The sequence below is a fragment of the Chengkuizengella sediminis genome, assembly GCF_010078385.1.
In the GTDB taxonomy this organism is placed as follows: domain Bacteria; phylum Bacillota; class Bacilli; order Paenibacillales; family KCTC-33759; genus Chengkuizengella; species Chengkuizengella sediminis.
This window is the reverse complement of the sequence record NZ_SIJC01000005.1, coordinates 33,721-48,859: the sequence shown is the minus strand read 5'-3', so window position 1 is coordinate 48,859 and position 15,139 is coordinate 33,721. Positions and strand designations below refer to the sequence as shown.

Below are 15,139 nucleotides of genomic sequence, written 5' to 3'. Positions count from 1 at the left end.
ATTTAACTATTGGAGCAATGAATTAATGACAACATTCATCTACATGTATCTTTTCATCCTAGGTCTCGTACTTGGCTCGTTTTTTAACGTAGTCGGATTACGAGTACCTAACAAACAATCTATCATCAAACCACCATCCCATTGCCCCCATTGTCAGCATCGACTGGGGGTTTGGGATTTAATACCCGTATTCAGTTATTTGTTCACCAAGGGGAATTGCAGACATTGCGGTGAGAAAGTTTCTCCGATTTATATGTTTGGTGAACTGCTAACTGGATTCTTATTTGTATGGGTTTATTCCATCACAGGTTTTACTGGAGAATTAATAATAGGTCTATTACTTGTTTGTTTATCTGTTATTATTACAATTTCTGATTTAAAATATATGATCATTCCGAATAAAGTTTTATTGTTTTTCTTGCCATTTCTTTTCATTGCTAGAATTCTGTTCCCTTCACAGTCGATTTGGTATTATGTTCTTGGTTTTTTTGTTGGCGGGGGGATATTGCTCCTATTAGCCATCATTAGTCGTGGTGGGATGGGAATGGGAGATGTGAAATTATTTGCACTCTATGGATTTATAATTGGATTTGATCGAATTTTACTCGCTTTATTTGTAGCAAGTGTAATTGGAATGATCGTTGGATTTACACTCATCATATTAAAAAAGGTGCAAAGAAAACAACCCATTCCTTTCGGTCCTTATTTGGCTTTAGGCACACTCATTATGTATGGATATGGAGATGAAATTATACAATGGTATCGTTACTTCCTTTTACATCTGTGAATACTGGGATGACAATTACCTCAGAGGGAATTCGTTATGTTCAGTTAAAAGCAAAAAAAATAATAAAAATAGGTTTTCTACCTATTGAAGAAGGGTTAATTTCCGATGATGAGATTGTAAACCCTGATTTGTTGCTTGCACAATTAAAGCCATGGATGAAACAAGAAAAGTTAATAGGGAAATTTATACACATTTCTATTCCTTCATCACAAGCCTATATCCGCAGCATGGAGATGCCTTCTGCAAAAGGGAAGGTTTTAAAACAAATGATTCAATTGGAAATTGAAACGTCGATTCAGCTTCCGTTTGATAACCCAATTTATGATTATGTTATTTTAGATCAGAAAAAAGAAGATCAAAAACAAGTCTTGGTAGTCGCAGCACCTTTAACACTTGTAGAGTCTTATGTCACGTTATTTCAAAAAGCAGGTTTAAGGGTGAAGTCAGTAGATTTATCAGCTTTATCTTTATATCGAATGGCAAAGAGCGTAAAAAAAGATGTTCCTCAAAACTTGATGTTAGTTTATCTGACAAATGATAAAGTTGAAATTTTTCTATTTCACCAGGGAGCACCTGAGTTTTCTAGAGAAATTATAATACTAGATTTATTTAAAGATATTGAACAAGATGCTGACCATGAATGGAAATGGGGCGAAATTCAAACAGAGATTTATAGAATGCTTCAGTTTTTTGAAAATCATATTCATGAGGGCGCGGAAAAAATATTAGATGTACTGTTAATTGGGTCATACCCAAACAAAGATCAGTTGATTACCTATCTAAAAACGTTCTTTGATGAAATTTCCATAGATAAAATTGATCTTACAGAATCTCTATTAAACAATGAAATTGATTTTTCACTTCCATATGGATTAGCTTTAAAAGGGATGGTTAGCAAATGATAGATATTAATCTATTACCTAAAAAAGATAGAGAGAGAAATTTAGTTCCTATTTTCATTATCTGTACGATTATTTGTTGGTTTTTATTAACTTTTTTATTAATCTATCAGGATTTAAAAACGCAAGACAAGTTATCGCAGGAAAGTAGAAATGTTGAGGACGTATTGTCTGAGCAGAATCAGTTGGAGACGGTTTTATCGGAGTTAAATGAAATGAAGCTGGACAAAGAAAAAATTAACATAGATGATATTGTAGAAGTATTACATTACATTCGAATGGACACTGCTGAATTCATAACAACAATAACAACTAGGTTACCTAAGGATGGTCAAATTACAGGATTGAGTTTTTATTTCCCGGATGAGTTATATATTTCAAGTGAAATGAAAAGTTTATCTGATGCTGCGGATTATTTGGTTGATATTAGAAACTTACCTTTTACTCATAGGGCTCATCTAGAAGTGATATCTAAAAATGGACAAACTAAAGAAAAATCAGGAACAGAAGAAAACGGTAAGAGTTATTTAATTCAATACGTGATTGAAATGAAAAAAATTGAGGTGGTGAATGCCGATGAAGGAACTATATCAGAATAAAACGAAATGGATCATTGGTATCACTATTTTTTATTTATTGTTGGCAAGTTACTATTTTTTCTACTTTCAAAAAAACATGCAGTCACTTGAAGAAAAAATAAATGAAAAATCAAAACTTCAACAAAATATAGAAATGACACAAATGGCAATTAATGAATCAAAATCAGATTTGTCAGTTGAAGAACCGGAAGTAACAAAACAGCCTACTGATGAAATACCTAGTACGGATCATACAGATGAAATCATTAGTACTTTAGAATCGTTAGAGCAGTCTACAGGAGTATCAATTTCTAATATTGGGTTTACAGATGATCAATCCGATCTAATAAAGGACTCTTCAGATGTGCTGAGTTATATGGAATTAATTTTTATGGGATCTGAAGCTGAAGGACAAACGGTTCAAGATGAGCTTGAAATCCAAGACGTCATACCTAATTTATATGAAATTGATATCTCTTTAAATTTAACAGGTACTTTTCTTCAATTTATCAATTTTTTAACTCAAATTCAAAATGAAACAAGATTTTATTTGGTTCAATCTATTGAATTTCAGTTAAACGGAGAATCTGTAAGTGCTGAACAGAATGATTCACAGTTAGAAAGTGCTAATCTAAATGAACTATTAACACAATTGGATTTAGAAATGCTTAAGTCAGTTCAAGGTGAAAATTTCGAATCGTTTATTGATGCAAATCAAAGGGTTACTGACTTTTCTATGAATTTATCTGCGTATTACTTACCAGAACAATAATATCTCATATCAAATCAAAGTACTTAAAAAATATCAATAAAGGATAATAATAATCCACCCTGATTGAAGCATATTCAATAGGGTGGATTTCATATTTTACTAGATTTTAAATAAAATTGAATTAAAAATATACGTTAAGAGTTGAATGTTAGCTTAACTTAAATATAAATTACCTAGGAGTGTAAAAGTTTTGGGTATAAAAAACTTTATATTGAGTATCCAAATTATAGTATACACCAGTACCTAACCTTTCTATATTACCCAAAATACTAGTACGATGACCTGCTGAGTTCATCCAACCCGCATTTGCATATATGGCATTATACGTAGCCGCTATATTTTCAGAAACCCAAGAAAAGGATAAAATCCCTGCATTTCTCAAACGATCAACTGGACCTTCCCCTTCAGGACTAAAATGGTTAAAATAGTTTCTTTCTGCCATATCTTTACTGTGATTAAAAGCAGCCCTTGATACTATTTCATCGTGGATAAATGGTTCTAAACCTCTTTTTACCCTTTCTACATTTGCTAGATCAAATATTTGTCTGGCATAAGATTCAGTTAAATTTAAAGACAAGTTGCCATAATAGCTGCGTAGTTGGTTTTCTGTATCCTTATTTATATAAAATACCCCTGCTATTTTTTGCTGATCATGTATATCATAGAAGAACGTAAGATAAAGCTCTTCATCTAAATACGTTGCTACTTCATTAGGAGATTCACTTATAAAAAATCTCGTATTACCTTTCAAATAAAACTCTATCGGGTCACCATAAATTTCATCTACTTTTGTCTTGTTATCTCCATATTCTAAACTATTTGGTGTTGCCCAGTTCGTTGCATTCGTATATAAGGCAACTACATTATCATTTTCTACACCAACCATTAAGAAGTTTTCATAGGATTCGTTATAAATATACCATGTAAAACCATACTTGCTTACATCTTCCCGCTGTGGTGATCCCAAGTTTTCAAGAATTTGATCTAAAGAGTCGCCAACTGCAATGCCCTGGATTTCATATCGGTCTTCAGTTGGTTCTGTCGGCTCTGGTTCTGGAGTTGGTTCTGGTTCAACTGGCTCTGTTGGTTCTGTCGGCTCCGGTTCTGGAGTTGGTTCTGGTTCAACTGGATCCGTTGGTTCTGTCGGCTCTGGTTCAACTGGATCTGTTGGTTCCGGTTCTGGATCAACCGGCTCCGTTGGTGAAACACCTGTAGATTTTAGAACCATTTGATCAATACGAACGATTTTTGCATTCCCTACGCCTTCAAAACGTATAAACTTAACATTGGAAAGATTAGCATTAAAATCTGCTAATGGGATTTGTATTGTGCTATAGTTTGTCGTTAGTTGTCCATAATTAGATAAAGATAGAGAAGAATTTGAACCATCATTTAAGACTAAATTAATGAAATTCTGCTCCCCACCTGATCCACCTTTTAATACTAACTCTAACGTATCGTATGCTGAGATATCTTGATTAATATATTGATCAAAAGATTGTCCAGCATTACCTCCGTTAAAAAAGAAGTATAGGTTTGTATTTCCCTCTAAATTATAAATTCCACCATTTTTGACAATGTTTTGACCTAAATCATTTTTACTTCTGTACCACTGAAACCATCGGTTAAAGTCATCAACAACTAATGGCTCTACATCCGAGTTTGGTACCGGAGTCGGTTCTGGCTCTGGAGTTGGTTCTGGTGTAGGCTCAGGTTCTGGAGTTGGTTCTGTCACTTCAACATGTGTATCAAAAAACCAAGAAGTATTATAAGCTGGTGTTCCATTATTGTAAGTAAAATAATAGCTTATTTCATCGCCTGCTCTTAGATTGTTCATGGTATGCGAAAAAGTACTCCCACTTCGATTCATTCTGAAGTTTTGCTGTATACCTGAATTTACTTTGTAATGAACGTCAGCCCAGCTTGTATTTACATTAGAAGTAAATGTGATTTGAGATGAGCTTGTATTTAATGTTATTAAATCAGCAGTATAATTTGCTGCTGCAGTTACGATACTTCCTGTAACTATAGATGATAATACTAAAGTTAACATCATAGTTATTGTAATCATTTTCTTTAACATATTTTCTCCTCCGAGTCATATTAAAATGTCTACCATGTTAAAAAAATTAAATTTTTTTTCAAATAAAAGGATTTTTTCAACTCTTGTAGAATTACTATAAATGCTCATAATAATTTTAAGGTGGCCTATTAATAATGTGATTGATTGTTTTAATCAATATAAAATCAATTGCATAAACTTTAAATTTTTTGACTCGTATTACATAAAACATATCAAACAACACAAATAGTAGATTAAAACACGTATTAAAAAATTAAAAGAGAATTAGTTTTGATTCTAATTTCATTTATGTATTGTTCAAACATGAATCTAAGTAACACTAGCAATATCATTAATAAAATTCAAAGTAAAATACTTATTTTTTTAAAAGGAAAAGTTTAATCTTTTTTTCATTTTTATATATTTGAAAACGTTTCCTATTTTTATTATAACTAACTCTTCTGTGACCAACGACTAATAAACCGCTAATCCTCCCTTCTTAATAACTAGTCTTATCTCCCATTCCCTTTACATTCAATCATTTATATTTTGAATGATGTATATATTACCATAACATATGCAGATTATGGATTATATAGTAAAAATGATCTAAATTATAGTATTTATGTAGTATAAAACTAGTAAAAGTAGACGAAGTAGAAGTTATTGCAATTATTCTACTCTTTTTTTTGTCTAAAATATTATAATCAATGAAGTTTAGCAATATATTCCATTCTATTGAATGATCCGTTATCCACAATAGTTATTTATTTGCTTCATCTTTTTATTGATTTTTTCGGTGATATCATTGAAAATAAATAAGGTGAAATAAATTTCGGAGGGTACATATTATGCGTCAATATTTAGACTTACTAGAAGATATTTTGGAAAATGGGATACAAAAAGAGGATCGTACAGGTACAGGCACTATCTCCGTATTTGGCAGACAGTTACGTTTTGATTTACAAGCGGGTTTTCCTCTATTAACAACAAAAAAATGTCATACACGTTCAATCATCCATGAATTATTGTGGTTTTTAAAAGGAGATACGAATATTCAATATTTAAAGGATAATGGTGTGTCTATTTGGGATGAATGGGCGGATGAGAACGGAGATTTAGGTCCTGTTTACGGTTCTCAATGGAGAAAATGGGAAACGAAGGATGGTAAGTTTGTAGATCAGATAGAACAAGTCGTGAATCAAATTAAAGAAAATCCTGATTCCAGACGTTTGATTGTAAATGCATGGAATGTGGGGGAAATAAACAATATGAAACTGCCACCATGTCACTATGCTTTTCAATTCTATGTAGCAGATGGTAAATTATCATGTATGTGGCAGCAACGTTCGGTAGATACATTTTTAGGTTTGCCTTTTAACATTACTAGTTATGCACTCTTAACTTATATGGTTGCACAACAATGCGATTTGGAAGTAGGAGAGTTAATATTTACGGGTGGAGATGTACATTTATACTCCAATCACTTAGAACAAGCGAAACTGCAAATGACTCGTGAACCTAGAGAATTACCTCGGTTAATCATTAAACGTAAGCCAGCATCTATATTTGAATATAAGTTTGAGGACTTTGAAATTACGAACTATGATCCGCATCCACATATTAAAGGAGAAGTAGCTATTTAACTAGAACTTTTAAAAATATAAAGGAGGTTAAAGATGATGAAGTCAAATGAGATGAAAAAAAATCTATCGATTATTTTTGCTATGGATCAAAATCGATTAATAGGCAAGGATAATAAACTTCCTTGGTATTTGCCAGGTGACTTAGCGTTCTTCAAAAAAACAACATTACAGCATCCCGTGTTAATGGGTAGAAAAACATATGAATCAATCGGAAGACCACTCCCAAAACGCAAAAATATTATATTAACTCAAAATAAAAACTACAAAGCAGAAGGATGTATCGTTGTAAATACGATAGAAGATGCATTAGGCCAGTGTAATGATGAAGAGAACTTTGTCATTGGAGGTTCTGAAATTTATAAGCTTTTACTGCCCTATGTCAATAAGTTATATGTCACCCAAATTGAACATGTTTTTGATGGAGATTCTTACTTTCCTGAAATTGATGAAAAGATATGGGAACAAACAAATAAAGTTAAGGGGATAAAGGATGAAAAAAATCCTTACGACTATTATTTTATTACATATGAACGGATACAATAAAGATATTGCTCTTATAAAATACTAAACTCTTTACATCAGATTATGGGAGGTAATAGATGTCTACTTCAACAGAAGAAATCAAAAGAGGATCTATATTTGAAGTGTTTTGGACAGCGTTGAAATTAGGACTCACTTCATTTGGAGGTCCTATAGCACATTTAGGATATTTTCGTGAAACTTATGTGAAACGGCTAAAGTGGTTAGATGAAAAAACATACGTAGATTTAGTTGCATTGTGTCAATTTCTACCTGGTCCCGCAAGTAGTCAGGTAGGGATAGGAATCGGATTATTACGTGCGGGGGTTTTAGGTTCGATTGCAGCTTGGATTGGATTTACAATGCCTTCTGTTATTGCGTTAATTATTTTTGCTTATGCAGTGGGCGGATTTGATTTAGCAAATCAAGGCTGGTTACACGGATTGAAATTAGTTGCAGTTGCAATCGTAGCTCAAGCAGTGTGGGGAATGATGAAATCTCATGCAGCGGATCGAATGAAAGGTACGATTGCTATCGTAGCAGCCATTGTTTCACTTATTTTTTCTTTTGTGTTTACTCAAGTAATGGTTATTGTTTTAGCAGGGTTTATTGGATGGTTTTTCCTCTCGAAGGCTGGACAAAGTCCATCAACTAACATCCATATCCCTGTACGTAAATCTACTGCTGTCATTTCACTTGTTATTTTTGCTGGGTTGCTTATATTACTGCCCATATTAACAGTGATTTACCCTACATTTTTATTATCATTATTTGATAGCTTTTATCGTGTAGGTTCTTTAGTATTTGGTGGTGGACATGTTGTGTTACCTTTGTTACAAAGTGAAGTTGTCAATCCAGGTTGGGTTACAAATGACCAGTTTATAGCTGGATATGGAGCAACGCAAGCAGTTCCTGGTCCTTTATTTACATTTTCAGCTTACTTGGGTGCAGTGATGGATACGAGTATGAACGCTATGTTCATTGCTTTAATTGCTGTAATCGCTATTTTTCTACCCTCTTTTTTACTTGTGATTGGTGTTATTCCTTTTTGGAATGTGATTCGTCAAAAACAACACTTTCAGTCTGCAATATTGGGTATCAATGCAGCTGTTGTAGGTATTTTATTAGCAGCGTTATATGATCCTGTTTGGACTAGCTCAGTGAATAATGTTTATGATTTTGTATTAGTGATTATAACCTTTAGTTTATTAATGTTATGGAAACTTCCTCCTTGGATGGTGGTCGTCGTTTCTGCAATCGGTGGTAGTATCATAGGATGGTTAACTTAAATTATAGGTTTTTATGCTTATGTTAGGTGAATGCCACCCATGACATATGACTCTAAATTTGGGATTCAATCACCTTCTCAGTAGGGATGCATAGTATGTATTACCCTTTTGAAAGAGGAGGAATCCGTGATGTTGCAGGAAAGTTATCAGGTGTTAGACAAACTTCGTCAGCCTCACGGTTTATATATCGCGAGTCCATCAAATTTTTATAAATATGTATGGATTCGCGATAACGTGTATATCTCACTCCCTTTTGTAAATAAAGATAATGAATGGTATGAAAAAACGTATTTTCGCATATTGGATTTATTCAAAGAATACGAATGGAAAATAGACATTTTATTAGAAAACAAACCAAAATGGGTCTGGGAATACATTCACGCTCGTTACAGTGCTGATGAGGTTAAAGAAATACATGACGAAGCATGGGGACACGTTCAGCATGACATGATTGGAGCCTTTTTGTTTGGAATTGGATTAGGTATCCAGCATGACAAGGGAATGATACGTGATCAGAAGGATTTGGAAATATTACAAAAGTTAGTTTATTATTTAGAAAATGTTGAGTATTGGCATGATCCAGATAACGGGATGTGGGAGGAATGGCGAGAAATTCATGCTTCCTCATTAGGTGCATGTTTAGCAGGATTAAAGTCAATTGATAAAATTGTGGATATCCCATCTAAATTGATAGAAAATGGTTTTAAGTCTTTATTTGAGCTTTACCCACGTGAAAGTGCTGATAAAGCAATCGATCTAGCCCAATTAAGTCTTGTATATCCATATCGAATCATAAATGGTTTGATGGGGGAGGTCATCGTGTCAAAGGTGGAAGAGTCTCTACTTCGTGAAAACGGTGTTATCCGATATGCAGGAGATAGTTACTATAGTACACTTGAACAAAAACATGGCCGTGAGAAACCAAGAGGGTTTTACAAAGGTTCTGAAGCCGAATGGTGTTTTGGATTACCCTGGTTAGCATTATGTCATCTGGAATTAGGACATATTGAAAAAGCGATTGAATATGTACAAAAAACAGAGGAGATTATGATTGAACCGGGAGTGATTCCAGAGTTATATTATTCAGGCACACGGACCCCCAATCCGAATACTCCATTGGGATGGAGCTGCTCAATGTATATATTAGCAAAAGAAGCTTTAGCCAAAAAAACTGTTCATGTATAACATGAACGGTTTTTTCATACATAGTATTTGTTCTTGTACTCATTTTTTATGGAGTTCTTCACATTTATGTTAGATTAAATGTATAATGGAAATCAACGATACTCTAAGGGGACAGGCATATGCAAGAAAAACACAATCAAAAAGGTGCTAGACTTGTCATAGACATTTTACTTTCTTTTCTAAAAATTAGTCCGATCACTTTTGGCGGTGGTTATGCTATGATCCCAGCGATAGAAAGAGAAATAGTAGGCAACAGAAAATGGTTGAATGAATCAGAAATGAGTGATGTGTTATCCATATCTGGCTCAGCTCCTGGTGGCATAGGGATAAATGCAGCAACCTTTATAGGTTACCGATTATATGGCATCAGAGGGTCGATAGCAGCGGTCGTGGGCATGACTCTCCCAACGTTTTTAATTATATTTGTATTAGGGTTGTTTTTTTCTTATTTTAATGACAATGAAAAGGTAAATGCAGCATTTAAGGGCATTCAAATTGCAATTATAGCCTTGGTATCCTATGCAGCTTATAAAATGGCAAAAACATCAATCTATGATAAAAGCACTTTTTTTACATTAATAATCACTTTATTTTTGCTCATTTATTTAAAAGTTCCTCCGATGATCGTTATTGTTGCAGGAGGATTTGCAGGCATATTGATTATGAAAGTGAAAACTCATCTAGGATTTATTAAAAATGTAACAATCGATCAAAAATCCAATGAACAATACAAATATACAGATTATTACATGGGAGACGGGATTTAACGATGTGGGATTTATTTTGGACGTTTATGAAGATTGGATTTGTTTCGTTTGGCGGAGGATATGCCATGATTCCTGTCATAGAACATGAAGTTTCCATTCATGAATGGATGAATGAGGCTCAATTTGTAAAAGCCATTGCAATAGCAGGCATGTCTCCAGGTCCAATTGCGATTAATACAGCAACTTATATTGGTTATAGTGTTTTAGATATATGGGGAGCAATAGTCGCAACCTTGGGCATGTTACTTCCATCCTTAATGATCATGATTTTGATCGCATCCTTGTTATACAAAGTGTTTCATCATGAGATTGTGAAATCGATATTTTATGGTCTTAGACCAGTGATCACAGCTTTAATTATATTTGCAGCTTTGATTATGGCAACAAATACAACGTTCTTCTCGAACTTCTCATGGGATCTAGTTGTTAATTTGTTTATATTTGTGATGGCACTTTATTTATTAATACACCACCAAAAACATCCATTATTAATCATTGTATTGTCAGGACTAGTTGGCATGGCCTTTTTCGGGTGAAATAAAACAATGCTTGCTTTTCATTAAAAATCGTAGTAAAGTTATTTCATGTAAAATTGACCGAAATCAAAAAATAGTCATTTATTTATTTTTTTCATAGGCGGTGATTGAAAGTGAGTATAGAAAAAAAGAAGCAGATTTTGGATGCTGCAAGCAAATCATTTTCAGTATTTGGATATAAAGCGACAACGATGGATCAAATCGCAAAAATTGCTGGTGTAGCTAAAGGAACTATTTATACTTTATTTACAAATAAAGAGGAATTATTTAATGAAATTCTAACACAATTAATAGATGAAATGAGCATTGTTGCGCAAAAATCAATAAGGTCAGATATTTCATTTTTTGAAAACCTGCATACCGTTTTGTACAATATGTTAGATTTTCGGAGATCTCACGAACTTACGATAAAGCTATCTTTTGAAATTAGAGAAATGGGCACACCTGCTGCTAAGGAAGCTATGAAAAAGATGGAAAACGTGATGTTAGCTTTCATTAAAAAGCAAGTAGAACGTGCTGTGGAAAATGGTGAAATGAAGGAATGTGATCCTGAAATTACCGCTTTCGTGATTTTAAAATTGTATGTTACGTTTATATCTGATTGGGAAAAGAGACACGAGCCGTTAACAAATGAAGAAATATCAAAGTTGTTTCAGTTATATTTAGTTGAAGGTTTGCAAAATTAAAAAAACAGAATGAACAAAATGTATATTTGCAACCTTTCGAGCATAAAAATTTATTTATAAAAAAAAAAGATTTTTTTTTGCAAAGAAATGACTAAATGAACGTTTCGGTCAAAACGATCAACAGGGGTGGATTGGAGAATGACAAAATCAACAAAGAATGAATTTTTATCAATTTTAAAAAATAAAAAAGTATTGATTCCCGTTTTGGCAGTACTATTTATCCCATTATTGTATAGTTTTATGTTTCTTTGGACCTTTTGGGATCCTTATTCAAAAATGGATCAACTGCCAGTTGCCGTAGTAAATTTAGACGAGGGTTCTGAGTTAAATGGAGAAGAAATAAATATCGGTGAAGACTTTATTGATGAACTTAGAGAAAATGATTCTTTTAAATGGGAATTTATTAGTGAGGAAGAGGCTGAGCAAAGATTAGGGAATAATGAGTTATATATGGCGGTAAAAATCCCTAGTGATTTTTCGTCAAAGGCAACAACCATTGTGGAAGATGAACCGATGCAAGCTGAGTTAATCTTTGTACCGAACGAAAGTTATAACTTTTTATCTTCTCAAATAGGGAAGACAGCAATTGAGAGCATTCAGACAGAGCTCTCTAATAAGTTAACGGAAGCCTATGCTGAGACTGTTTATGAAAATATTGTTGATCTGTCAGATGGTTTAAATACAGCCGCAGATGGAGCAACCTCTATCACAGACGGAAGTTTAGAAATTTCTGACGGTGTATCAGAAGTTAATATGAATTTATCTGATTTAGCGAATGCAACCATAGACTTGAAAACTGGCATGACAAGTTTAGTGGTTGGCTCCAAAGAGTTAAGGGGTGGGTTAAACGAATTAAAAGATAATACTACCTCCTTCAATAATGGAATGACTCAACTTGAACAAGGACAGAAGGATCTTACAATTGGATTAAATCAATCCTTAACAGGTACGAAAGCATTAGAGGAAGTTTTAGATGAGTCCTCTAAGGCTGCAATTCAATTATCGGAGGGAGCAACTAGCTTAGCGCAAGGGTTGCAGCAGGTTGTAGATTTGAATCCACAGCTAGCAAAGGATCCATCTATACAGATGTTATTACAATCAAGTGAAGAGTTAGCTCTTGGGATAAAGAAATCCTCGGAAGGGCAAAAGTTAATTACAGAAGAAGTTGATAAATTAGTAAATGGACAGGAAGAATTAGTTGGTGGCATGAATCTTGTATCTGAAAAACTAACAGAAGCAAAAAATGGTGTGGAGCAATTAGATGCAGGGGTGTTGCTCTTAGTTGAAGGTAGTGGAAAATTAGATAGTGGATTAACTGAAATGTCCAGCGGAATCAATCAATTTTCAGATAACAGTTTTCTATTAGCGGATGGATCAGTGCAACTCGAAGATGGTGTGAATTCACTCGTTGGTGGTAGTGGTGAACTATCCACGAAATTAAATGAAGCCGCAACTGAAACTTCTAAAATACAGGGAACTGAAAGCTTGTATCAAATGTTTGCAAGTCCAATTCAAATTGTAGAGGAAAAGTATACTGAAGTTCCGAATTATGGGACTGGATTTACACCTTATTTCTTATCCCTAGGATTGTTTGTTGGGTGTTTATTACTTACAATTGTTATCCCTATTCGTGAACCAGCTTTATCACCATCTTCAGGTTTTAGTTGGTACTTTAGCAAAACGGTTCTTGTATCATTTATAGTCATTTTACAAGCAATCGTAGCTGTATCCGTTCTAATATATGGTTTGAATGTGGAAGTGCAGAGTATACCTTTATTTTATATGTATAGTATATTAACAAGTTTGACTTACATGTCACTTATACAATTTTTAGTTACGGTATTACATGATGCTGGTCGATTTGTAGCTATTGTTTTATTAATATTACAATTAACCACAAGTGCTGGAACATTCCCATTAGAATTAATTCCAAGTTCACTACAAACAATAAGTACTTGGTTGCCTATGACTTATTCAGTTACTGGGTTTAAAGAAATTATTTCAGGTGGGGTTAATTATTCAGTGATATGGCAGGAAGCTGCAATTGTACAACTTAGCTTCATTAGTATATTCAGTGTGTTAACGCTGATTTATTTCATCTATAAATACAAAAAAATGAAAAATGGAACAGTAAGTAATACAGAATTATCTGTTTAATAAATGTTTGGGTTGTCTCAAAAAGAATGAAGAATTCTTTTTTGAGACAACTTTTTTTTATCATCAACTGGAGTTTTTGTTCAATTCATCCTAAATACATGTTTTAGAGTATAATGATCTTAAATGTTGCTGTCGATTAGAGTTGGCTATTTATTTCGTTAAATTATTATAGGAGAGAGTGATTGTTATGGTGATATCAAATGAAATACAAATTGAAAAAATGGATAATATCACTGGTGAATTTGATGATTTGTCAGAACTTTTAGTTGACGTTGTGAATCATGGTGCATCCATTGGATTTTTATCCCCATTAAAAAAAGAAGAGTCAGTAGAGTATTGGCAAGAAGTATTACAATCTAATATCATTTTATTAATAGCAAAATCGGGTGGGAAAGTAATAGGTACTGTTCAAGTTGTATGTTGTACAAAAGAAAATGGAAACCATCGAGCTGAAATATGCAAACTAATGGTTCATTCTGAATTTAGAAAAAATGGTGTGGGAAGACAACTTATGAAAATGGCTGAAGAGGTTGCTAAAGAAAACCAAATCTCATTAATTGTATTGGATACACGTGAGGGAGATTCTTCTAATCAACTCTATATTTCCTTGGGGTTTTTAGAGTCTGGACGGATTCCTAACTATGCAAAATCTGCTGGAGGAGAATTACATTCAACCGTTATTTATTACAAACTTTTATAGAGAGTGTTTAAAAACAGGATTTTTGAAAACGCATTTATAAGATTTATTGTATATTTTGTACATATTTATTCATAATATAAGATAACCTTACATAAAAAATAGTGAAAAAACAAAATAGACCTTATTTTTAAAAGTTAGTGGACTAAAGTAAGTTAGTATTGTATAATTATCTCGATATCAAGATAATTAACTTAAATATTCAGTTGAAAGGAGGAGTTAGAATGTCAGATGTTAAAGTAAAAGTTTTAGACAATGGTCCTTTATTGGTAGAAGGTACAATTGAAGTTGTTGATGCAGAAGGAAATACGTTTGAGAAAAAAGGAGCACTTTGCAGATGCGGTTTAACAGCGAATGCACCATTTTGTAACGGAGCTCACGCAGGGAAATTTGAAAATGCGCCAAGAGCTAAATAATCATTGATATAGAAAATTGCATTAAAATAACATAATATTATTTTCTTGTACATATGCTAGGGATGAGCTTTATCTCTAGCTTTTTTCATGTTTAACTTTTTCAAAGCTCTATTATTTAGAATGACTTCAAGTAGAATTAATAT

The 15,139-nt window shown here is 33.3% G+C and carries 15 protein-coding genes; 14 read left to right on the top strand and 1 reads right to left on the bottom strand.

All coding sequences use genetic code 11. The features are described from left to right. Positions 1 to 25 precede the first annotated feature (25 nt). From EPK97_RS11605 to EPK97_RS11590, 4 genes are read left to right on the top strand one after another with little or no spacing between them, the layout of a single operon-like run. Positions 26 to 787: a prepilin peptidase gene (locus EPK97_RS11605; protein ID WP_162036791.1), complete on the top strand. Its 762-nt coding sequence runs from the start codon at positions 26 to 28 to the stop codon at positions 785 to 787. Continuing rightward, on the top strand, positions 757 to 1,689 hold the full coding sequence (gene pilM, locus EPK97_RS11600; RefSeq protein WP_162036790.1) for a type IV pilus biogenesis protein PilM: 933 nt from the start codon (positions 757 to 759) through the stop codon (positions 1,687 to 1,689). Before EPK97_RS11605 ends, pilM begins: the two co-directional genes overlap by 31 nt. After that, positions 1,686 to 2,285, top strand: coding sequence for a hypothetical protein (locus tag EPK97_RS11595; protein WP_162036789.1), 600 nt, complete (start codon positions 1,686 to 1,688; stop codon positions 2,283 to 2,285). The genes pilM and EPK97_RS11595 overlap by 4 nt, the downstream gene beginning before the upstream one ends. Further along, a complete protein-coding gene (locus tag EPK97_RS11590) occupies positions 2,263 to 3,036 on the top strand; it encodes a hypothetical protein (protein WP_162036788.1) in 774 nt (257 codons plus the stop codon). Before EPK97_RS11595 ends, EPK97_RS11590 begins: the two co-directional genes overlap by 23 nt. 169 nt (positions 3,037 to 3,205) lie before the next feature. Here EPK97_RS11590 and EPK97_RS11585 read toward each other — a convergent pair whose 3' ends face one another. Continuing rightward, complete coding sequence (locus EPK97_RS11585) at positions 3,206 to 5,119, bottom strand: CAP domain-containing protein (protein ID WP_162036787.1); 1,914 nt, start codon at positions 5,117 to 5,119, stop codon at positions 3,206 to 3,208. A gap of 830 nt (positions 5,120 to 5,949) precedes the next feature. Between EPK97_RS11585 and thyA the strand changes: the two genes are divergently transcribed. The 10 genes from thyA to EPK97_RS11535 all read left to right on the top strand — a co-directional run bounded on the left by thyA (position 5,950) and on the right by EPK97_RS11535 (position 14,996). Next, positions 5,950 to 6,744: a thymidylate synthase gene (gene thyA, locus EPK97_RS11580; protein ID WP_162036786.1), complete on the top strand. Its 795-nt coding sequence runs from the start codon at positions 5,950 to 5,952 to the stop codon at positions 6,742 to 6,744. Between the two features lie 51 nt (positions 6,745 to 6,795). Continuing rightward, positions 6,796 to 7,287 (top strand): dihydrofolate reductase, encoded by a 492-nt coding sequence (locus EPK97_RS11575; protein ID WP_162037050.1) that lies wholly within the window; start codon positions 6,796 to 6,798, stop codon positions 7,285 to 7,287. Between the two features lie 56 nt (positions 7,288 to 7,343). Beyond that, entirely contained in the window at positions 7,344 to 8,552 is a 1,209-nt protein-coding gene (gene chrA, locus EPK97_RS11570) for a chromate efflux transporter (RefSeq protein ID WP_162036785.1), read from the top strand. A gap of 129 nt (positions 8,553 to 8,681) precedes the next feature. Then, on the top strand, positions 8,682 to 9,737 hold the full coding sequence (locus EPK97_RS11565) for a glycoside hydrolase family 15 protein (RefSeq protein ID WP_170295520.1): 1,056 nt from the start codon (positions 8,682 to 8,684) through the stop codon (positions 9,735 to 9,737). 119 nt (positions 9,738 to 9,856) lie between these two features. Further along, positions 9,857 to 10,504 carry a chromate transporter gene (locus EPK97_RS11560; RefSeq protein WP_162036783.1) on the top strand — a complete coding sequence of 216 codons (648 nt, stop codon included), beginning with the start codon at positions 9,857 to 9,859 and terminating at the stop codon, positions 10,502 to 10,504. 2 nt (positions 10,505 to 10,506) lie between these two features. Then, complete coding sequence (locus EPK97_RS11555; protein WP_162036782.1) at positions 10,507 to 11,040, top strand: chromate transporter; 534 nt, start codon at positions 10,507 to 10,509, stop codon at positions 11,038 to 11,040. Between the two features lie 113 nt (positions 11,041 to 11,153). Then, positions 11,154 to 11,726 carry a TetR family transcriptional regulator gene (locus EPK97_RS11550; RefSeq protein ID WP_162036781.1) on the top strand — a complete coding sequence of 191 codons (573 nt, stop codon included), beginning with the start codon at positions 11,154 to 11,156 and terminating at the stop codon, positions 11,724 to 11,726. A 138-nt stretch (positions 11,727 to 11,864) separates the two neighbouring features. Beyond that, positions 11,865 to 13,883: a YhgE/Pip family protein gene (locus EPK97_RS11545; protein ID WP_162036780.1), complete on the top strand. Its 2,019-nt coding sequence runs from the start codon at positions 11,865 to 11,867 to the stop codon at positions 13,881 to 13,883. Positions 13,884 to 14,070: 187 nt separating this feature from the next. Further along, positions 14,071 to 14,583 carry a GNAT family N-acetyltransferase gene (locus EPK97_RS11540; RefSeq protein ID WP_162036779.1) on the top strand — a complete coding sequence of 171 codons (513 nt, stop codon included), beginning with the start codon at positions 14,071 to 14,073 and terminating at the stop codon, positions 14,581 to 14,583. A 221-nt stretch (positions 14,584 to 14,804) separates the two neighbouring features. Next, positions 14,805 to 14,996 (top strand): CDGSH iron-sulfur domain-containing protein, encoded by a 192-nt coding sequence (locus EPK97_RS11535; protein ID WP_162036778.1) that lies wholly within the window; start codon positions 14,805 to 14,807, stop codon positions 14,994 to 14,996. The last annotated feature ends 143 nt before the right edge of the window (positions 14,997 to 15,139 follow it).